Source organism: Bacillus sp. ABA4_010, from assembly GCF_056159105.1.
In genome coordinates this window covers 992728-1013993 of sequence record NZ_JBSWUN010000003.1, presented here as the reverse complement: position 1 = coordinate 1013993, position 21266 = coordinate 992728, and the positions used below count along the sequence as shown (strand labels likewise).

Sequence of the window (21266 nt, the reverse complement as noted above, 5' to 3'; positions counted from 1 at the left end):
TCTTTTATCCACCGATATAGGACATTTCAATCTTTTCACGACTTTTCGCCGTTTCTTCCGTTCGTTCGTCCGAATAACGGTCTTTTCGATTATTCCATATGTTGGTAATGACTTGACTTACTTCTCCATCTTCTGCTCCTGAACGCACCAATGTTTTTAAGTCAGTACCCTTTACCGCAAACAAACATGTGTAAAACTTACCTTCCGCTGAAATACGGGCGCGCGTACAACTCGAACAGAACGATTCCGAAACGGATGTAATAAATCCGATTTCTGTATTTGTTCCTTTATACCGATAACGCTTGGCGACCTCACCGAAATAATGAGGATCAACAGGTTCAAGGGGATAGACCGCATGGATTGTGTCATGGATGTCCTTTTTCGATACCACTTGCTCGAAGTTCCAGCCGTTTGTACTGCCGACATCCATAAATTCGATGAACCTGAGCGTAATGCCCTTTTCCTTAAAATACGAAACCATCGGAAGAATTTCAGTATCATTCATCCCTTTTTTCACGACCATATTTACCTTTACTTCCAAACCCGCTTCAAGAGCAGCATCAATGCCTTTAAGCACGGCTTTCACACTAATGCCCCGGCCATTGATATTCTTAAATAACTCATCGTTCATCGCATCAAGACTAACATTAATTCGCTCTAAACCGGCAGCTTTCAAGCCGGACGCATGTTTAACTAAATATACTCCGTTTGTTGTTAAACCGATATCTTCAATTCCTTCAATCCGCGCCAGCTTTTCGACCAAAACAGGTAAATCCTTTCGAAGCAAAGGCTCACCGCCAGTTAGTCGAATTTTTTTCACACCAAGTTGGGCAAAAATAGATGCCAGTCGCTCAATTTCTTCAAATGTTAGAAGATGTTCTCTCGGCATAAATGCATAGTCCGGACCAAAAATTTCCGCCGGCATACAATATGTGCAGCGAAAATTACATCGATCTGTCACCGAGATACGTAAATCACGTAACGGACGTTGTAACTGATCATAAGTGAGTAAACTGTTCATGACTTCTCTCCCAATTCCTTGGCTTATTTAATGATGATTTGCTCTTCCTATTATAAAAGGCTCTTAATCACTTAAGAGCCTTTTTGGATGCGAGAATCATCCAACCAACTTTCGTGTCCCTATTAATGTAGTAAATTGTAACATATTCTCACTTGCATTTCCAAACATGCGTCCCTTTCGTACATAGCATGTCTTAAGCGTTCAAAGACCCTGTTACTTTAAACGTGATGCCATCCATAAAAAGAGAAAAGAAAAAGCAGCAGAGACAAACACCCAAAGGGAGACGAGCCCCATTTTTCCTGATTCATAGGCAACATAAATCGCCACTGGAATCGTTTCAGTTTTCCCAGGGATATTCCCGGCAAACATGAATGTTGCACCAAATTCACCAAATCCGCGCGTAAAGCTCAAAATGACTCCAGATACTAAAGGTTTTACACTAAGTGGAAGCTCTATTCTCCATAAAATATTCCATCCGTTCGCTCCGTCGACTTTCGCGGCATTGACAATATCTGTGTCTACAGATAAGAACGCTTGCTTCGCCGTCTGAAACATAAGCGGAAATGCGACAACAACGGCGGCTATGACAGCAGCTTGCCATGTAAACATAAGGGAAAGATTAAAGGAATTCAACGCTTTTCCAATGATTCCTTCATTTCCAAACAAAACAATGAGAATAAGGCCAACAACCGTCGGCGGTAACACTAACGGAAGCATGAGCAGCGTCTCCAACACAGTCTTTCCTTTAAACGATCGGCCCGCCATTGCCTTCCCCGCCAGCGTCCCCATGATGGCTGTCCAAATGACCGCAACAGCCGCCACCTTTACTGAAACAAAGACGGGAGACCAAAATTCTTCCATGCTATTCACACCTGCTTTCCCCATTTTTCCTGCTGTCTAATGCTCCCTCATCACATTCAGCATGACGATCATTTTCTGCTTGCTTTAGTAGCTCTTCATACGCGGTTTCATCGTTAATATTATCGAATTCTTCTCCTGAAGTACCGAGTTCTTTTTCCGTCACTATACAAACACGGCAGCGATTCAGCAAAGATGCCATTCGGTAATCCCCGTTGTGAAGCAGTTCTTCAATTGTCGCCGCAACACGCCCATGATACACCCCCATCAATGGCTGTGCTTGTCCGCGGATGACAGGGACAACAGCATCTATCTCTTCATCTATGAAACTCAAAATTTTTTGCATCATATAAGACGTCATTTTCGGTGCATCACACGGAAGAACGACATACCATTCCGCTTTCTCCTGCTTCATCACAGTGTACATTCCTGCAAGTGGCCCTCTTCCTTGAAACGGAGGAAGGTCCTTCACGACACCATGCTCTCCTCTGCAGGTAAACTCGTCCAGTAATAAAGGATGACTAACGATGATGATTCGATGTACACAAGGAACTAACGCCTTTTTCGCCCATTGATAAAAAGGGGTGTTATGGTAAGAAGCGAACGCTTTCGGTTTACCAAATCTCCTTGATATGCCGCCCGCAAGCAAGATTCCAACAATTTGCATGTCCCTTCCCTCCCTCCACATTTTTTTACAATGTTTCTATTATACAGTGTCCATAGGCAAAGAAAAAGAGAGGCTGTGTAAAAAGAACCATTACGAAAAGACAGTTCGCATTTAAGATACCGAATCCGTTATGCCCGCATATACATAAAATGAGGTGATATGTATGGATTTCCAATATGCCGATATGCTCGCATTGTTAGGAGTTGGAGGGGCTCATCCAGGCGGGCTTTCATTAACGAAAGAATTGCTGGCGGAAGAAAACATTATAGACAAATCTGTTATTTTAGACATCGGCTGCGGGACCGGACAAACTGCTGCTTACCTTTACCGGAGATATGAATGCCAAGTTATAGCCTGCGATGTTCATAAAACAATGGTGGAAAAAGCAAATAAACGCTTTGCACGAATGAACCTGCCAATCAACGCACAGCTCGGGGACGCAGAGCAACTTCCTTTTCCGGATGAAACCTTCGATTTTGTACTATTTGAATCTGTTGCCTCTTTCACAAACCTCTCTCGCTCGCTAAAAGAGTGTGCTCGCGTATTAAAAAAAGAGGGAGTGGCATTGGCTGTTGAAATGGTGAAAGAAGCAACTATATCTGAGCAAGATGAACAGCTGCTATCTGAGTTTTATCGGTTTCAATCGATCTATACAGAGACAGAGTGGATGGAACGGTGGGCGGACGCGGGCTTTTCTGCTGTCACAAGCAGTCGCGAGTACCCCATCCCGCCAGATGATTACGCAGATTTTGGCACAGAATTTGATTTATCAGCACGCATCCCTTCAAGTATTTATGACCTGCTGGACGAACATGAACGACTCACCGAAAAGTTTTCTTCCACATTAGGTTTTCGCGTATTTCGCTGCATTCGCTAACATTTGTGATAGCCGTCCACACAGCTTGGTCCCTCCTTTCATATTCTATATTGAATACAAAAGGAGGGACCATGATGTCTGGTCGAAATTATTATCATTTATGTTGCCGTTATAAAGGGCGCGTTGTGCGCATTAACGATCGGTTTGGAAAAGTTCATCACGGACGAATTTTACGGATTACAAACAACAAAGTGTATATCCAGCCTGTAATGCGCCGTCCTGGCTTCGGCTATGGATATTATGGATATGGATACGGCTATGGCTCTGCATACGCAGTCGCCTTAGGAGCTATCGTCGGGGTCGCCTTAGCTGCGGCATTTTTCTGGTAAGAAAAGCTCCCACGATCACCAATCATGGGAGCTTTTTTATTTATTGCTTTATTCCTTTCTCCGTCATGCTCACAGAAACGCTTTGCTCCTTGCCACCGCGGACAATTTTCATCTCCACTTCTTGACCGATTTCTGCTTTCGTATACAAGTACTTTCTCAATTCACTGATTGTCCCTACTTCCGTTCCATCAATTGATACAATCACATCTTTTTCTTGTAACCCTGCTTCCTGTCCTGGAGAAAACGGCTCCACCGCTGTAATGACGACACCTTCCTTGACCTCTTCAGGTAAGTTTAACTGTTCTTTTAACACATAGTCTGGAAGTTCACTCACATTTGCCAGTCCTACTCCAATGTATGGGCGTTTTACTTCTCCGTCTTCCATTAAATCGTTAATAATTGGAACTACGTCATTGCTTGGAATTGCAAAAGCAAGACCTTCTACTCCACTTTCAGAAATTTTCAAGCTGTTAATGCCGACAACTTGGCCAGCACTGTTAATGAGTGCACCACCGCTGTTACCAGGATTAATCGCCGTATCGGTTTGAATAACATTCAAATCCCACTGTCCTTGTGACGTCGAAACTGAAATCGTCCGTTCTGTTCCGCTAACAATCCCTTGCGTTACTGTTCCAGAAAATTGCAGACCGAGAGGATTTCCGATAGCTGTCACTTGCTCCCCCGCACGAAGAGTCGAGGAATCGCCAAAGTCTGCAACTTTGGTGACGTATTGGCTTTCCATCTCCAGGACGGCTAAATCCGTCAATGGATCTACCCCAACAATATTAGCCGCCACTTTTTCCCCACTCGTTAACGAAATTTCTACTTTGTTTGCTCCTTCCACGACATGGTTATTTGTCACTACATATGCACGGTCACCAGATTTTTTAAAAATAACTCCCGACCCTGTTCCACTTTCCGCACTTTGACTGTTGCCTGAATAGATATTTCCTCTTTGTTCGTACTTGACCACTCCGACAACGGCTGGAGACACATCTTCAATGATATCAATCATCCCTCCTGACGCTGCAGCTGTTGGCTGAATGTTGACAGCTCCTTCGGTAGATTGTTCACTTTGAGAAACAACTGCCGTTTCCTCCTGCAAATTCGTCGCCACATCTATCATTCCAAGTGAAGATCCAGCATAAAGAGTAAGCGCACTCCCTAGCACAGCTCCTGTCAGTGACGACAGCCAAACTTTCGATTTTCGTTTCGTTCTCGTTTGCACCTGTTCTTTTTCTTGTTCTTTCTCCTCTATTTTTTCGTTCATTTCCATGCTCATAACCACCTTTTTCACGTCTGTTTTCCTGATGCTCTTACTATAAAAGATAAGTTTGGGATAAAAATGAGAACATTATGGGAAATTGTGAAATGGAGATAAAAATTGAGCATTAAAAAATAGTGGTAGATTCGTATATAATGGTGAGTAGCAATGTAGATAGATGAACCTTTGAAGACCCATTCAAGTGGTCTGAATAACCATTGTAAAGGTTCTTGAATCAAATGAAGATGTGCCGAGTTATTCAGTAAAATATAACGAGAAGAGGAAAATTAAAGAACTACAGCAAAATCTTCAACCAAACCAATGTTATGTGGATTACTAGTAGGAGTGAAAATTATGTCATTTACAATCTACCTTGTCGAGGATGAGGAAAATTTGAACGATGTGCTCACATCCTATTTGAAAAAGGAGAATTGGAACGTACAGTCCTTTTTCAATGGGACAGACGCGCAAAAAGCGATTGCTTCACCGCCGGATTTATGGGTGTTGGACATTATGCTGCCGGATTTAGACGGCTATCAATTAATTCGAGAGATTAAAGCAGCTACACCGGATGTGCCGGTTATTTTCATTTCAGCACGCGATGCGGACATTGATCGAATTCTCGGTTTGGAAATGGGAAGCGACGATTATTTGGCGAAGCCTTTCCTGCCGCGCGAGCTCGTCATTCGTGTTCAAAAGCTGCTGCAGCGCATTTACGGAAATGAGCCCCGCCAGCGCCATATCTTATCATTGCCACCATATACCGTTGACTTAAATATTCGTCTTGTATACAAGGAAGAAGAGAGCATCGAACTGACGGCAAAGGAATTTGATTTCCTCATTTTATTAGGTGAAAATCAAGGACAGGCGTTCGGAAGAGAACAACTGTTAAACCAAATATGGGGAGAAGATTATTACGGAACAGATCGGGTTGTCGATGACCTCGTCCGAAGGTTGCGCAAAAAACTGCCAGATTTACGAATTGAAACGATTTACGGGTACGGATATAGGATGACGAAAGCATGAAAAATAAACCGTTAGCTCTGCAAATTTGGCTTGTCATTTCTGGTATTTTACTCGTCGTTTCTCTTTTGCTTGCCATCTTATTCCCGACTGCTTTGCGCCATTTTTTCACAAATGATATTTACACAAAAATTGAAAATGAGCAGCTTATTTTAATGGAATACGGCTTATCAGGAAGAACCGAGGAGCGCTTTTTCGGACTAAATGATCCGTCCAGTTTTGATAATCGGACAGTTGACCATCTCCTTTTGCCCGTTCATTCATCTTATTCGCTCATCTCACCCTCTCTTCCATCTGAGTTTTTAAAGGAAGCGCAAGAGTTGGCAGCGACTCAAGAGAAGACCGTCGAGCGATATTCTAAAGACTTAAAAGATACGACATTGTTTTATGTCATCCGAAAAGCTTCCGTCAACAGACAACCAGCTTTTTTACTTTCCTTTACATCGGATTCATACCGTAATGATTTAGTATCGACTTTATTCAAACAGCTTCTTCTCGTCATGACCGCTGTCTTTTTGTTCAGCTGGATTCCATCTATCTGGCTCGCAAAATATTTGACAAGGCCGCTTGTCACACTCGAACAGCATGTCCAAAAAATCGCCAAGCAAGACTGGCATGAGCCGATTACGGTCGACCGCCGTGACGAAATTGGAAAGCTTGGCATGACGATTGAAAAAATGCGGGAAAAATTAGTTCGAAAAGATGAAGCACAGCAAGCGTTGTTGCAAAACATTTCTCACGATTTAAAAACGCCCGTCATGGTAATCCGCAGCTATGCTCAATCAATTAGTGACGGCATTTACCCAAAAGGCGACCTGCCAAAAACCGTTCAAGTGATTGAAGGCGAAGCAGAGCGACTCGAGAAAAAAATTAAACATTTATTATATATGACAAAGCTTGATTATTTATCGAAAGAAAAACCAGTGAGACAGCATTTCGATTTAAGTAACCTTATTGACGAAGCAGCTAGTCGCTTCCGCGGCACACGCCTTGATCTTCATTGGGAACTTTCTCTTCCGCCTGCTTTCATTGAAGGCGATGAAGAACAGTGGAATGTCGTTATTGACAATTTATTAGAAAACCAGCTTCGCTATGCCTCATCCCGCATCGACATTTCTGTTCATAAGACGGCACATAATGGACAACCTTTCTGGCTACTGAAAGTGTGGAATGACGGAGTGCCCATTGAACCAACTCTGCTTAATAGCTTATTTGAACCATTTTCAAAAGGAAGCAAAGGAGAGTTTGGCATCGGGCTCAGCATCGTCAAACGAATTGCTCTTTTGCACGACGCCGACGTTTGGGCAGAAAATGAAGCAAACGGCGTTGCCTTTTACATTCGCATCCCGTTCAAAGAACAGCACTAATAAACAAAAAAGACGGTGCTTCAGCCATTTCGTTGAAGCACCGTCTTTTTTTAAGCATTATCGTTTTGCTGATTCATTTCTTTTGCCGCTAGCCATTCATTGCCGGCTTCCATCATATGATGCTCCGCGACCGAATGGCCTGGAACATACGTCACGGTCGCGTATGGATTTTCGCTTTCAGGCGGCAACCCCATCGAAAAATCAGGATTAAGCACTGTATTCATAGACAGCTCTCTTCCGTGTTCCTCGTTCCATGCTTTTTTCTTCATGGCGAACACCTCCATAACCGTTAGTGTGTCCGAACGACGCTCATTTTTTTCATCTATATTAATCGATCTAGAAAGTTCATTCACGAAGTCTGAAAAACCTCTTATGAATACCCCTCCGTTAATTAAAGTAGTGTGGAATTATTAAGTGAAGTGTATATACTTAAAGAACATAGAGACATATTTGGGAAGGATATATTCTCCTATGTTATAATTTAATAGTGGAAATAACTTCCTGTTAGTATGAAAAAGAGTGCGTGTAAATCGAATGAATGAGATGAGGTGTTACTAGATGGAGCGAATTATCTTGTTTGACGGGGTCTGTCATTTTTGTGACGGTGCTGTCCAGTTCATTATTAAAAGAGATCCGAAAGCACGCTTTTTATTTGCGTCTTTGCAATCCGCGTACGGGCAAGATTTTTTACAAAAACAAGGATTGCCGACTGATACATTCAGCAGCATGATGTACATAAAAGGCGACCATGTCTATACGAAATCCACTGCCGCCTTACAAATTGTGTGTGAGTTAAAAGGAGGTTGGCCGCTATTGTACGGATTCATCCTCATTCCAAAGCCGCTGCGAGATGCGGTTTATGAGTTGATTGCCAAAAACCGATATAAATGGTTCGGTCAAAAAGACAACTGCACCATCCCTTCCCCACATATACGCAAACGATTTTTATCGTAAAAGCTATCGCTATTTTCCTAGCGTTTTCTTTTTCTTTTCCATTTGTTTTTTAGCTTCTATGACGAACAACATGAATGCACAAAATCCGATGCCGATTAATGGCGTCGTAATAAAGATTATTAAAAGCGGAATCATCGCTAAAAACCCTAATCCATCCGCTTGCGAAACCGTCATTCCTTGCGATAGATGGCCAAGGTAGTTATTTAACAAACTCATCGTTCGTACAAAATATAAATACGATACACCTGTCCCTAAAGCAATAACCGCGAGCCATTTGTATAGTTTCTTCATAATTTTTTACCCCTTCACTTAAGACACGATAAATTGATATATATATTGGAAATTTTATCATGAATATCCATCTGTTTCTCCTGTATACATTCGAATTCATCACATCCTTTAGTAAAAGAAAGCCCAGCATCGGTTATTCACACAACATCATTTTCTCGAACAAAGGGCATGACCGCTTTTTGGTCATGCCCTTTGTTCGACATCAATATACTTTAACATGTTCCATAATCCATTCATGCTCTGGGTCATTCTTAAACTTCCACGTGCGCACTGGTCCTGCCATAACATTTAAAAAGTACACATCGTAACCTGGAGGGGCTGCTACTGGATGATAGCCTTTCGGGACGAGCACCGTTTGATTATTTTTGACAATCATATTTTCATCTAATGAACGGTCATCCGTGTAAACACGTTGGTAAGCAAAGCCTTGCTCTGGATTAATTTTATGGTAATATGTTTCTTCTAAATAAGATTCATGCGGTAAGTTATTTTCATCATGTTTATGTGGCGGGAAACCAGACCAGTTCCCTTGCGGTGTAAGCACTTCCACCACAAGCAAGCTGTCGGCTTCACTTTGCTCAGGCAAAATGTTATGAATGTGCCGTGTAATGCTGCCGCTTCCTCGCTTTTCAACACCGACATCTTCCGGAGCGATAAGTCTCGCTTCATGCGTTCCCTTACCAGGAGCTGAGCAAATCGCCAATTCAATGTCAGTTAACGCTTCGATTTCATACTCATCATTTGACGGAACGTAAACGGAAAAAGGCGGAATCCATTCAAATACACTCATCCGTTTTCCAATCGAAGAAAACTGCTTTTCTTTCGTTCTAACATTCGCATAGCCACTTAATAAAACGAGGCAAACTTCTTTTTCGACCGTTTCCTTTTTTAAGGTTTCACCTTGCTTTAATTCATACACTTCAAACCCGACATACTGCCAGCCTGCTGATTCCGGCGTTACTTGCAGCACCATTCCCTCTTCATTTCGTTCCCCTTTTTTTACAATTAACTCACTCATCGGTACGCCTCCTTTTTACAAGCCTGTTTTTTCTTTAATAAAACGACGTGCCTTCATTGCATATTCAAGCGGATCAGCTTGATGAGGATCTTGTTCTGCTTCGACCACAATCCACCCTTCATAGTTCGCTTCGTCCAGCAAGCGAAATACTGCGTCCATGTCGACCATATTGCCATCACCCGGAACAGTGAACAATCCTGCCTTGACTGCTTGAAGAAAGCTTAGTCCTTCTCTTTTTGTTCGTTCTAGCACATCGCTTCTGACATCTTTAATATGAACATGGCGTACACGTTGGGCATATTTTTGTAAAATGCGAAGCGGGTCTTCTCCAGCGACCGTTGCATGACCGGTATCAAATAGTAAATGTACAAGATTTGGATTGGTCATGTTCATTAAACGGTCAATTTCTTCTAAAGTTTCGATGCCTGTTCCGACATGATAATGAAACGCCACTTCCATTCCTTTTTCTTGCGCTAAACGCCCAAGCTCTTCTAAACCGCTCGCTAACGCTTGAAACTGCTCATCACTTAAGTACGGACGGTTAGCAAAAAGCGGCTCTCTTTCATTCCCGTGAATGGTGCTCCCAACCTCTCCGACACCGATGACACGTGCGCCGACATCATATAAAAAGTCACGGTGCTCGATAAAAGCAGCAATCGTTTCTTCTTTTGGCTTCGTTGTCAAGTAACTGCTGAACCAGCCGTTGCAAATCGTTAAATTACGCAAATGCAGTGCCTTATTTAACGCATCCCGCTCTTTCGGATATTTCGTACCGATTTCACTGCCTGAAAAACCGGCTAATGCCATTTCACTGATGCATTGTTCGAATGTTAAAGATCCCCCAAGCTCCGGTAAATCGTCATTTGTCCAGTTAATTGGCGCACATCCAAGCTTTACTTTTTCAGCTGTTAACATCCTTTGTTCCTCCTCTATCCGCCTCTTAATAAACGCTTGCTTTCTTCACTTCTTCGCTCATTTTTTGATACGCTGCTTGTACGTTTTCGTTTTCAGATACAGCTGGCACCCCAACGCGCCAAAAACTTTCATATCCTTCTGTCATCGTGCCCGGAAGCACATTAATATGAATAAGTGTTGAAACCGTTTCATGTTTCGCTTGCTCTACCGCTTCTTGTAACTGCTCAAGCGTTGATACGGTATACGCTTTTGCCCCGTAGCTTTCAGCATTTTTAGCAAAATCAATCGGTACATAATCACCTGTCAAACCGCCTGTTTCATGCTCTCTGCGACGGAACTCATTTCCGAAGCTTTCAATTCCTTTGGAACGCTGTAAATTATGAATACACTGAAAGCCGTTGTTATCAAATAGCAATATATTAATCTTAATACCTTCTTGAATGCTCGTATAAAGTTCTGTATGTGCCATCAAATAGCCGCCGTCGCCAAGAAAGGCGTATACTTCGCGCTCCGGATTCGCAAGCTTTGCTCCCATAGCTCCAGGTACTTCATAGCCCATGCAAGAGAATCCGTATTCTAAATGATACGTATCGGGAATAGTCGGCTTCCAAATACGCTCTAAATCGGACGGTAAGCTGCCAGCTGCTGCTACAACGACAGCATCTTCATCAAGAAGCTCATTTAAGTCCATCAGCACACGCGTTTGTGATAATCCGTTTTCAAGTTCAATTTCTGCTAATCTCGCAAGCTCGGCATTCCAATCTACTTTCGCTTGTTCAATTTCATGTTCATAGCCAGAGCGATAACCGATCTTTTCAAGCTCTTCTGCCAAAGAAGTAAGCGCTTTTTTCGCATCAGCAACGAGCGAATACGCATTCATCTTCGCAGCATCAAGCGTATTCACATTAATCGCCAACACATCAACATCTGGATGTTCGTACGCTCGCTTCGATGAGGTGGCAAAGTCGTTCAAACGAGTTCCGATTGCAATAATTAAATCCGCTTCTTTTGCAAGACGATTGGCAGCTAACGTTCCACACACACCTGCTCCGCCTAAATTGTACGGGTGGTTCCAAGAAATGTTGCCTTTTCCGGTTTGAGTTTCTCCAAATGGAATGTGAAAGCGCTCAGCGAATGCTTTCAGCTCTTCAGCTGCCTCGCTGTAACGAACACCACCGCCACAAATAATAAGTGGTTTTTTCTTTTTCGCAATCAGTCCTACTGCTTTTTCAAGCGCTTCTTCTGAAACCGGACGACGTTCCATGATATGGACACGCTTTTCAAAAAAGGAAACCGGATAATCAAAGGCTTCTGCTTGAACATCTTGCGGCAGTGCAAGTGTAACTGCTCCTGTTTCCGCTGGATCTGTCAACACGCGCATCGCCTGCATGCAAGCGGTCATAAGCTGTTCTGGCCGAACAATTCGATCCCAATATTTGCTGACAGGCTTAAAGCAATCGGTCACAGATACGGTATAATCCATCGCATTTTCAACTTGCTGCAAAACAGGGTCGGGTTGACGTGAAGCAAAATTATCCGATGGTAAAAACAAAACTGGAATACGGTTAACCGTTGCTGTTGCGGCAGCTGTCACCATATTAGCTGACCCTGGGCCAATGGATGCTGTCACTGCAAAAATTTCCTTACGGCGCTTTTGCTTCGCATACGCCATGGCGGCATGAGCAATTTCTTGTTCATTTTTCCCTTGATAAAACGGCATAATTTCTTTGTTTTGTTCAAGCGCTTCCCCTAAACCGACGACATTTCCATGTCCGAAAATGCCCATCATGCCTTTGATAAATTTATGCTCTTTTCCATCTACTTTAATGTATTGACGATCCAAAAATTTAATCAGTGCTTGCGCCATTGTTAAACGAATTGTTTCCATCAATAATCCCCTCCCCTATGCGGTTGCATTGGCTGTTGCTTGGAACCCAAGCAATTCGAGCTTTCTTTTCGCTTCTTGCTCGACCATATCCATCGGTTTTTGAAACAGTTTTAGTCGGTCATATTGAGTTGGTTCTTTATAAATCTCCTCTGTCAGCGCCTGCCCGAAAGCAACGCGAAGAGCCGTCCCAATATTCACTTTTGCCACTTGATAAGTTGTCAGCTTTCGCAAATCTCCATCGGAAATGCCTGTTGAGCCGTGAATGACGAGCGGAACATTCACATTTTTTTGAATCGCTTCAAGCCGATCAAATTGGATTGATGCCTGCTGTTTTTGCATCCGCTGGACGGTTCCAACTGATACCGCCAACCAATCCACTCCTGTTTGCTCTGCAAACTCTTTCGCTTCTTTTGGATCGGTGTATTCTGTCTCATAACCTGGTATATCGACGTACGATAATTTTCCGATTTCACCTTCGACTGGCACCCCAAATGCATGTGCCATTTTCACAATTTCTTTCGTATTGCGTACATTTTCGGCGAATGGCAAATGGGAGCCATCATACATGACGGTCGTATAGCCGCTTTTAATCGCTTTTGCGGTAATGTCATAATCTTTAGCATGGTCTAAATGGACGGCTACTGGCACAGATGCATCTTCAGCTAAGGAACGGAGCAATTTTCCCCAATACTCAACCGGCATATGATCAATGGCTAATTTATTCGTCGCAAGCAAAATCGGCGCATTCACTTGCTCTGCTGCACGAACAACTGCGGCCGCATCTTCATAGCCAAATACATTGAATGCAGCAATGGCTTGATGGTTGTTCGCTGCATGTTTCATAATGTCAATGAAATTTGTGATCACACCCGCTCCCCCTCTTTGCTTGCTTCAATAAATTGCTGGACATCCAAAACCGTTGGCATCGCTTCTGAGCACGAATTTTTCGAAATAACAATCGCTGCAGAGGCGCTTCCAAATTCTAGGCATCGATCAATGGACCACCCTTCTGCTAACCCATACATAAAGCCTGCCGCAAAGGAATCGCCTGCTCCAAACGTTTTTAATACTTTCGTTTTAAACACCGTTCCCTTAAACTCTTCTCCTTTATTCGTATATGCCTTAGATCCTTCGCTTCCATGTTTAATGACGACGATTTTCGCATGGTGGTGAAACCACTTTTCAGCGGTCACATAGTCATCATCATTTCCTTTGTTTGTTACCATTTCCATCATGTTAAATTCTTCACGCGTTCCGATGATGACATCACATTTTTCAGCAGCTAAATTATAATAGCTTGCTGTTTCTTCCACTGAATTCCATGAATATGGACGGTAATCAATATCAAATACAACGATGGTTCCATGCTTTCTAGCATACTCAAGCGCTGTGAAAACAGCTTCTCTCGATGGACTTTTCGCTAATGCCGTTCCTGAAATAAGAAGCATTTTCGCCTGCTGAATATATTGTTCACTTATTTCAGCCGGGTCTAGTTTTAAATCTGCGACATTATCTCTATATAAAATGTGACGACAATCGCTCGGACTTAAAATCTCCGTAAACGCAAGCCCGTTTCGCGCCCCTGTTTGATCGATAAAAATATTAGACGTATCTACATTGTTGTCTTTCAGCGCTTTCACACAATAGCGCCCTAACCCGTCATCTGCCACTTTGCCGATAAAGCCTGTTTTCAGCCCTAAACGCGCCGTTCCAAACGCGATATTAGCCGGTGACCCTCCAACCGTTTTCGTGAAGGTTACCACTTCTTCCATCGGACAATTGACTTCATTGGCATTTAAATCGACCCCAATTCGTCCAATCGCAATAACATCAAGCGTTTTTTCTTGAATGAATGGTAAATGATTCATCTTCTTCGCGCTCCTTTCTGCTTTTATAAATAAACGACCTCGTTTTTCCGAAGTGACTCCGTCGCCGCATACGCAATCTCTGTTGCTTTTGTACCGTCATGTACCGTAATGTCAGGAGCACGTTGTTCTCGAACGCACTCGACAAACTGCTTCAGTTCGAGAAGAAACGCTTGTTCAAAACGTTCAAGAAAGTCTGGAATACATTCGTTAACCGCTCCATGCCCATTAAAAATCATGACTTCATTTTTTTCTGGAACAGGACTGACTCTTAAAGTCCCATGTGTCCCAACAATTTCTGTTTCGATATGATAGCCGTGTGGTGCTGTCCGACCGCTGTAAAAAAGGCCGATTGTCCCGTTTTTAAATTTCATAATCGCCGTTGCGTTATCCACATCGCCGTGTTGCTTCAATTCCTCATGCATATAGCAGTCCCCAAGCGCATATACGCTTTGGGCATCTGACCCTAGCAGCCATCTAGCAAGGTCAATGTCATGTACGCCCATATCAATAAATAACCCGCCGCTTGTAGCCGAAAAGCGAAGCAAGCCATCTATTAACGCTTCAGGATCAAGACTATAGCAGCGCACTAAAATCGGGTTGCCGATGGCACCTTCTTCAATTTTTTGTTTAGCGTATGCATAAGCCGGGTCATATCGCCTCATAAAACCGAGCATAAATACTTGATCAGGATGAGCTTCCACTATTTGCTCAATTCTTTGACATTCTTCGATGCTGACACCAAGCGGCTTTTCACAAAAGACGTGCAAGCCGGCTTGAAGAGCCGCTTCAATTTGCTGGCAATGCTCTGTTGAAGCGGAGGCAATGACGACTGCATCAAGTTCGTCATTTGCCACCATTTCTTCATAGTTGGTGTAGCCGTACGGCACATTCCACTCCTTTTGTACCGTTTCTACTTTTTCTTTCGTTCTAGCACAAACTGCCGTAAGCTCCGCATGCGGAAGCTTAAATGCCACATTTTCCGCATGCTTAATGCCCAGTCGCCCAAGACCGACAACGCCGATTTTTAGCTTTTTCATCTTACTTAACCCCCGTTACGGATTTCGCACCGATTGTCACAAGTTTATTTTCACGGAAAGATTCCGTTGCGGCATACGCAATTTCTGTTACCTTCGTTCCATCATAAACGGAGATATCTGGCTTTCTGTTTTCAATAATGCAATCAATGAACTCTTGTACTTCCAATCGGTAGGCTTCTTTAAATCGCTCAGGGAATCCAGATACACATTCTTTTCGTGCTCCGTGAAGATCGAAAATGACCACTTCATTTTTTTGCGGAACCGCACCGATGCGCAATGTTCCATGCGTACCGACAATTTCCGTTTCGACATGATAACCGTGCGGTGCATTTCGACCAGAGTGGAACATCGCCATTGTCCCATTTTCAAAATGCATTAATGCCGCCACGTTGTCTCCATCCCCATACTCGGCAAACTCTTCATGCAAATAGCAGCCGCCTGTCGCATATACACTTTTTGCATCTGATTGTAAAAACCATCTAGCAAGATCAATATCATGAACAGCCATATCTAAAAACAATCCGCCGCTCGTCGCCGCAAAACGAATCGCTCCTTCAATCGTGCTTTCCGGGTCAATGCTTGTTGCCCGTACTAAAATTGGTTTTCCAATGGCACCTTCTTCAATTTTTTTCTTTGCATAGGCATAAGAAGGGTCGTATCTGCGCATGAAGCCAATCATCAATATTTTATCTTCGTTTCGCTCTACTGCTTTTTCGGCAATTTTACATTCTTCAATCGTTACACCAAGCGGCTTTTCCGTAAAGACGTGGAATCCAGCATCAAGCGCTGCTTCAATTTGCCAGCAATGCTCCGGTGATGGTGAAATAATGGCGATAGCATCAATTTCCTTATTTTTCAGCATTTCTTGATAATCGGTATAGCCGTGCGGCACTCCCCAGTTGTTTTGCACATAATCCACTTCGTGCTGCATAACGCTGCAAGCCGCGAAAAGCTCGGCATTTGGAATATTAAATGCAATATTTCGTGCGTGATCCATTCCAAGTCTTCCTAATCCAACAATTCCTACTTTTACTTTTTTCATTTTCAATTCTCTCCTTTTTTTGAATATTTTTACTTTTACTATGAGGTAAAGCGCTTACCTTTTCCAGTAAAAAATGAAATTTTTACCGATTTTTTTTCGAGTCGAAGTAAATAGCCGTGACAATAATGGCTCCTTTTAAAATTTGCTGCCAGTAAGAAGACACGTTCAAAAGGTCCAAACCATTGTTTAAAACACCAATGATTAAAGCGCCAATTACGGTTCCACCAATTGTTCCAATTCCACCTGCTAAACTTGTGCCCCCAATAACAGCCGCTGCAATTGCATCAAGTTCATACGCCATTCCAGCACTTGGTTGCCCCGAGCTAACACGTGCGGTTAAAATAATTCCAGCTAAGCCTGCTAATAACCCGGCATACGTATAAATCATGAGTTTCATTCGGTTAACATTCACACCACATATAACTGCCGCATGCTCGTTTCCACCAATAGCGTATGTGTATTTTCCGTACTTCGTTTTGCTTAATAAAAGGTGTGACACGATGGCGACAAGGGCAAAAAGCACAATCGGCACTGGGATGCCAAGAAGTGTACCGCTTCCGATAAACTGGAACGATGGTGATAAATCCCCAATCGGACGGCCGTCACTGTATAAGAGAGCTGCTCCACGTGCAGCAGTCATCATTCCTAATGTCACGATAAACGGCGGAATGTTTCCTTTAGTAATAAGCATACCGTTAATGAATCCAGCGAGTGCTCCAAGTGATAAACCGATCGCAAGCGATACGATAAGCGGTGTTCCAGGATGTCCGAAGCTTGCGGCAACAACAGAGACGAAGGCAATAACAGACCCTGAGGATAGATCAATTCCCGTTGTAATGATGACGATTGTGACACCGACCGCTATAATGCCGATAACGCTTACTTGCTTAATGACATTCATTAAGTTTCCAACATCTAAAAAGGCCGGTGATAAAATAGACATAAGGATGATAATCCCAATTAAAATCATGCCGATTCCGTAACGCTGAAATAGTTGAACAAACGTTTTCGAAAATGCTTGCCGTTTTGGTAAACTTGAATCCACCGTCGTTTTTGCTTGCATTTCTCTTCTCCCCCTTTTTTATCCCGCACTTATGCTTACTTTCGGCGCTTTTCCTGTAGCAAGCTGCATAACCCGCTCTTGTGTGGCTTCCTCCCGTGACAATTCCCCTGTTACTTCCCCATCATGCATGACGATGATTCGGTCACTTAGTCCTAACACTTCTGGAAGTTCGGATGAAATCATAATAATGGCTTTTCCTCGTTTCGCCAGCTCACACATTAATTTATGAATCTCTGATTTTGCACCGACATCAATTCCCCGCGTCGGCTCATCTAAAATCAGCAAATCAGGATCATTGAGCAACCATCTGGCCAACAAAGCCTTCTGCTGATTTCCTCCGCTCAAAAATTTAATGGCTTGTTGGAGATTCGGCGTTTTAATTGCAAGTCTTCTTCGTTCTTCTTCGCAATGCTCGGTAATTTTTTTATCATGCAAAAAGCCTTTTTTCACATAGTGATCAATTCCGACAGTCAGCATATTATCTTGAACGGAAAGTGGTAAAAACAATCCACTTTGCTTTCGGTCTTCTGTCAGCAGACCGATTTTATACCGAATGGCATCTTGTGGCGTTTGAATTTTCACTTGCTTTCCTTCAATGAAAAGCTCGCCTTCATCCGGCGGATAAATGCCGAATAAGCTTTCCATAATCTCCGTCCTACCCGATCCCATCAACCCGGCGAATCCTAAAATTTCCCCCCGTTTCACCTCAAAGCTGACATCTTGGAATTGTCCTTTCTTCGATAGATGACGAACAGATAAGAACACATCTTTAATTTCAGCGAACTCTTTATAAAACACCTCTTCAAGTTCGCGACCAACCATCAGCTCAATTAACCGGTCCTGATTCAATTCGCTCGCCCTATGTGTCGACACATATTGGCCGTCACGAAACACGGTAATTTCATCACAAATATCAAAAATTTCATCCATTTTATGAGAGATGTAAATCACCGATACGCCTTCTTTTTGCAACGTCCGAATAATTTTAAATAAATGCGCGACTTCCTTATCCGTAATAGCAGATGTCGGTTCATCCATAATAATGAGATCAGATTCATACGAAATGGCCTTCGCAATTTCAACCATCTGCATGTTCGCAATGCTCAAGTCTTTCATTTTTGTTCGCGGGTCAATGCTAATTTCCAGTCGTTCAAACAATTGCTTTGTTTGTTCTACTAACTGCTTTTGATCAACCCACGGAGATTTGCCGATTGTTGGTTCTCTTCCTAAAAAAATATTTTCAGCTGCTGTCATATGTGGAACAGGACTCAGTTCTTGATGAATCATCGAAATGCCTTTATTGAGTGCTTCATAAATATTGGAAGACCGTAGTTCCTGTCCTTTAAAGGTAACCGTTCCTTCGTCTTGCTTATAAATCCCAATTAAGATTTTCATTAGTGTTGATTTTCCAGCCCCGTTCTCCCCCATTAAGGCGTGAACAGAACCTTTACGAATGTTTAACTGAACACGATCGAGCGCTTTTACACCTGGAAACTCTTTCGTAATATTTTTCATTTCAAGAAGATATTGATCATTCATTTCCATCCCCCCCGTTTTGTTCACCGTGAAGAAAGCCGCCCATATGATGCTTGTCGTTATGACTGTAAAAACGTATGGGCACCTCACGCTTCCGCTTAATCATGAAGATAAGCACACCTTAAGTAAAGCGCTTACTTTATTGCCATTTCTTCACATACTCATCCACATTGTCCGATGTAACAAGCTCAAATGGAATCCACGTTTTATGCTCAACCTCTTCCCCTTTTGCCACTTTCACTGCTATGTCTAATCCACTTGCACCTTGTCCAACCGCATCTTGATAAACCGTTACATTCATTTCCCCATTTTGAATGAACTCAAGAGCATCTGGAGTGGCATCTACACCTGCTACAATGATTTCATCAAGCATCCCTGCTGCTTTAATCGCCATAATTGCTCCAATCGCCATTTCATCATTATTCGCTACAACGGCATCAATTTTCTTTCCTGATTTCAGCCAGTTTTCCATAATTTGCAGTGCTTTAGCTCGATCCCAGTCACCAGCTGCTTCCATGACTACCTTCATGTCTGGATTTTCTTCGATTACTTGCAAGTTTCCTTCTGTACGTTTAATCTGTGCTTCATGTCCTAAACGCCCTTTCAAAATGGCAATGTTTCCTTTTCCATCAAGTCGTTTAGCTACTTCCTCCATTTGTAGTACGCCTGCTTCCATCGATTCAGAGCCAACAAATGCTTTGGCTTTATCCACATCATCAAAAATTCGATTGACGACAATAAGTGGAATGTTAGCTGCTTGCGCTTTATCTGCAATAATTCCCATTGATTCGGATTCAACTGGAACTATGAAAATAGCATCTACTTTTTGTGAAATAAAGTTTTCTACTTGAGCAAGCTGCTTGCTTGGGTCATTGATCGCATCCGTGTAGCGAACTTCAATATCTCCCAGTTCTTTTTCACGATTTTTTACCCCATCAATTAAGTATGTCATCCACTTATCATCAAAACTTGGCAGTGATGCACCGATAACCGTTTGATCTGGGTTGGCTCCTGCCCCTTGCGAACACCCTGTAAAAATCAACAAACTCATCACAATTAACAATACGCCAGCAATCCGGCTTCTTTTTTTCATTGCCCATCCCCCTTTTCGTTCATTAAATCTCAACGTAATCGCTTTCAACGAATTATAAATTTTTTCATTTTGTTTTTTTTTATTCCAACTCCTTTCTTTTGTTTCTGAATATTCTTCTTATTTGTTATTCTATTTTATATTTTATAAAAATTCAACATATTTTTCTGAATTTTTTAAACGTTCATTACATTTTTTTACCTTTTGCCTTATTAATCTTTAACAAACGTTTCTTTTTCTTTGTTTTTGTTATATTTATTTATTTTTTATTTCTTTTATGTTTAAATGAATGAAAAGGGATACAAAGAGGATGCCATTACTTATAACGAAAAGAGGGAACATAATGTTCGCAGCACAACGAATTGAAACGATTAAAGATATGATGAAAAAGCATAAAAGCATTACTATTTCGATGCTAACGGAGGCATTAAACGTCAGCGATGTAACGGTTCGCAAAGATTTAGAGAAACTGCAAGAGGAGGGATTTTTAAAAAAAACATTTGGCGGAGCCATTTTAATCGAAGAGCCAGACCAAGACATTTCCACAAAAGACGACATTGAATACTCATCCGCAAAAGAGCTTGTCTCTCAACTCGCAGCCACTCAAATTCAAAAAGGCGATACTATTTTTCTTGGCTCTGGATCGACGTGTTATTTACTTTCGAAGCAATTAAAAGAAATAAAAGATATTACAGTTGTCACGAATAATGTGAATGCGCTAAATGAATTGATTCCACACATAAAAAGAGTATTTTTTGTTGGAGGCGAAATTGTTTATCAAGATGGAATGATTTCAACAAGCTCGGAACGAGTGGATGAATACTTTAAAGGAATTTATGTAGATAAAGCTTTTACAAGTGTGACCGGTATTGATTTAATGGCGGGCCTTACAGTCAACCACGCCATTAGTTCGTATATTTTTAAAAAAATTCAAGAAATCTCTGCTACTTGGACCTTACTTGTTGATGAACATAAATTCGGAAAACGCGGCCTTTATCAAGTAGCTACAATTGATGTACCTGATTGCATCATTACCAATAAGATTGATCCAGAATTTTTACTTCCACTTCAACAACACCATGTAAACGTTATGACCTGTTCTTAAAATGTTCATATATGCTAAAAAAAGGCGTCCCCCACTGAAAGATTCCAGTGGGG

22 protein-coding genes are annotated in these 21266 nt (G+C 42.2%); 6 read left to right on the top strand and 16 right to left on the bottom strand.

Annotated elements, in window-relative coordinates:
• Positions 1-4: 4 nt before the first annotated feature.
• From moaA to ACXAEO_RS06210, 3 genes are all read right to left on the bottom strand, one after another.
• Positions 5-1021, bottom strand: a complete 1017-nt coding sequence (moaA, locus tag ACXAEO_RS06220; RefSeq protein WP_474879243.1) for a GTP 3',8-cyclase MoaA — start codon at positions 1019-1021, stop codon at positions 5-7.
• Between the two features lie 213 nt (positions 1022-1234).
• A complete protein-coding gene (gene modB, locus ACXAEO_RS06215) occupies positions 1235-1882 on the bottom strand; it encodes a molybdate ABC transporter permease subunit (RefSeq protein ID WP_474879241.1) in 648 nt (215 codons plus the stop codon).
• 1 nt (position 1883) lies between these two features.
• Entirely contained in the window at positions 1884-2546 is a 663-nt protein-coding gene (locus ACXAEO_RS06210; RefSeq protein WP_474879238.1) for a molybdenum cofactor guanylyltransferase, read from the bottom strand.
• 163 nt (positions 2547-2709) lie between these two features.
• Between ACXAEO_RS06210 and ACXAEO_RS06205 the strand changes: the two genes are divergently transcribed.
• Both ACXAEO_RS06205 and ACXAEO_RS06200 read left to right on the top strand, forming a co-directional pair.
• The gene (locus ACXAEO_RS06205) at positions 2710-3423 is read left to right on the top strand and encodes a class I SAM-dependent methyltransferase (RefSeq protein ID WP_474879236.1); all 714 of its coding nucleotides are present in this window, start codon (positions 2710-2712) and stop codon (positions 3421-3423) included.
• A 74-nt stretch (positions 3424-3497) separates the two neighbouring features.
• Complete coding sequence (locus tag ACXAEO_RS06200; protein WP_474879234.1) at positions 3498-3752, top strand: hypothetical protein; 255 nt, start codon at positions 3498-3500, stop codon at positions 3750-3752.
• A gap of 40 nt (positions 3753-3792) precedes the next feature.
• Here the strand turns inward: ACXAEO_RS06200 and ACXAEO_RS06195 are convergent, their stop codons facing one another.
• Positions 3793-5028, bottom strand: a complete 1236-nt coding sequence (locus tag ACXAEO_RS06195) for a S1C family serine protease (RefSeq protein ID WP_474879232.1) — start codon at positions 5026-5028, stop codon at positions 3793-3795.
• A gap of 342 nt (positions 5029-5370) precedes the next feature.
• On the opposite strand from ACXAEO_RS06195, the gene ACXAEO_RS06190 reads away from it, so the two are divergent.
• Positions 5371-6042, top strand: coding sequence for a response regulator transcription factor (locus tag ACXAEO_RS06190; protein ID WP_474879230.1), 672 nt, complete (start codon positions 5371-5373; stop codon positions 6040-6042).
• Positions 6039-7406 carry a sensor histidine kinase gene (locus tag ACXAEO_RS06185; RefSeq protein WP_474879227.1) on the top strand — a complete coding sequence of 456 codons (1368 nt, stop codon included), beginning with the start codon at positions 6039-6041 and terminating at the stop codon, positions 7404-7406. The genes ACXAEO_RS06190 and ACXAEO_RS06185 overlap by 4 nt, the downstream gene beginning before the upstream one ends.
• A 50-nt stretch (positions 7407-7456) precedes the next feature.
• On the opposite strand, the gene ACXAEO_RS06180 is transcribed toward ACXAEO_RS06185, so the two are convergent.
• A complete protein-coding gene (locus ACXAEO_RS06180; protein ID WP_474879224.1) occupies positions 7457-7675 on the bottom strand; it encodes a hypothetical protein in 219 nt (72 codons plus the stop codon).
• Between the two features lie 289 nt (positions 7676-7964).
• On the opposite strand from ACXAEO_RS06180, the gene ACXAEO_RS06175 reads away from it, so the two are divergent.
• On the top strand, positions 7965-8360 hold the full coding sequence (locus tag ACXAEO_RS06175) for a thiol-disulfide oxidoreductase DCC family protein (protein WP_474879222.1): 396 nt from the start codon (positions 7965-7967) through the stop codon (positions 8358-8360).
• A gap of 9 nt (positions 8361-8369) precedes the next feature.
• Here the strand turns inward: ACXAEO_RS06175 and ACXAEO_RS06170 are convergent, their stop codons facing one another.
• The 11 genes from ACXAEO_RS06170 to ACXAEO_RS06120 all read right to left on the bottom strand — a co-directional run bounded on the left by ACXAEO_RS06170 (position 8370) and on the right by ACXAEO_RS06120 (position 20111).
• The gene (locus ACXAEO_RS06170) at positions 8370-8651 is read right to left on the bottom strand and encodes a hypothetical protein (RefSeq protein WP_474879220.1); all 282 of its coding nucleotides are present in this window, start codon (positions 8649-8651) and stop codon (positions 8370-8372) included.
• Positions 8652-8853: 202 nt separating this feature from the next.
• The gene (gene iolB, locus ACXAEO_RS06165) at positions 8854-9669 is read right to left on the bottom strand and encodes a 5-deoxy-glucuronate isomerase (protein WP_474879217.1); all 816 of its coding nucleotides are present in this window, start codon (positions 9667-9669) and stop codon (positions 8854-8856) included.
• Positions 9670-9684: 15 nt separating this feature from the next.
• On the bottom strand, positions 9685-10584 hold the full coding sequence (gene iolE / locus ACXAEO_RS06160; protein ID WP_474879213.1) for a myo-inosose-2 dehydratase: 900 nt from the start codon (positions 10582-10584) through the stop codon (positions 9685-9687).
• Between the two features lie 25 nt (positions 10585-10609).
• A complete protein-coding gene (iolD, locus tag ACXAEO_RS06155) occupies positions 10610-12472 on the bottom strand; it encodes a 3D-(3,5/4)-trihydroxycyclohexane-1,2-dione acylhydrolase (decyclizing) (protein WP_474879211.1) in 1863 nt (620 codons plus the stop codon).
• A gap of 15 nt (positions 12473-12487) precedes the next feature.
• Positions 12488-13339, bottom strand: a complete 852-nt coding sequence (locus ACXAEO_RS06150) for a class II fructose-bisphosphate aldolase (protein WP_474879209.1) — start codon at positions 13337-13339, stop codon at positions 12488-12490.
• Positions 13336-14340 carry a 5-dehydro-2-deoxygluconokinase gene (iolC, locus tag ACXAEO_RS06145; protein ID WP_474879207.1) on the bottom strand — a complete coding sequence of 335 codons (1005 nt, stop codon included), beginning with the start codon at positions 14338-14340 and terminating at the stop codon, positions 13336-13338. Before iolC ends, ACXAEO_RS06150 begins: the two co-directional genes overlap by 4 nt.
• Positions 14341-14363: 23 nt before the next feature.
• The gene (gene iolG, locus ACXAEO_RS06140) at positions 14364-15377 is read right to left on the bottom strand and encodes an inositol 2-dehydrogenase (protein ID WP_474879205.1); all 1014 of its coding nucleotides are present in this window, start codon (positions 15375-15377) and stop codon (positions 14364-14366) included.
• A 1-nt stretch (position 15378) separates the two neighbouring features.
• Positions 15379-16419 (bottom strand): inositol 2-dehydrogenase, encoded by a 1041-nt coding sequence (gene iolG, locus ACXAEO_RS06135; protein WP_474879203.1) that lies wholly within the window; start codon positions 16417-16419, stop codon positions 15379-15381.
• An 82-nt stretch (positions 16420-16501) separates the two neighbouring features.
• A complete protein-coding gene (locus ACXAEO_RS06130) occupies positions 16502-17482 on the bottom strand; it encodes an ABC transporter permease (protein ID WP_474879201.1) in 981 nt (326 codons plus the stop codon).
• Between the two features lie 18 nt (positions 17483-17500).
• Entirely contained in the window at positions 17501-19021 is a 1521-nt protein-coding gene (locus tag ACXAEO_RS06125; RefSeq protein WP_474879199.1) for a sugar ABC transporter ATP-binding protein, read from the bottom strand.
• Between the two features lie 136 nt (positions 19022-19157).
• The gene (locus tag ACXAEO_RS06120) at positions 19158-20111 is read right to left on the bottom strand and encodes a sugar ABC transporter substrate-binding protein (RefSeq protein ID WP_474879197.1); all 954 of its coding nucleotides are present in this window, start codon (positions 20109-20111) and stop codon (positions 19158-19160) included.
• A 340-nt stretch (positions 20112-20451) separates the two neighbouring features.
• Between ACXAEO_RS06120 and ACXAEO_RS06115 the strand changes: the two genes are divergently transcribed.
• Complete coding sequence (locus tag ACXAEO_RS06115) at positions 20452-21213, top strand: DeoR/GlpR family DNA-binding transcription regulator (RefSeq protein WP_474879193.1); 762 nt, start codon at positions 20452-20454, stop codon at positions 21211-21213.
• Positions 21214-21266 lie beyond the last annotated feature (53 nt).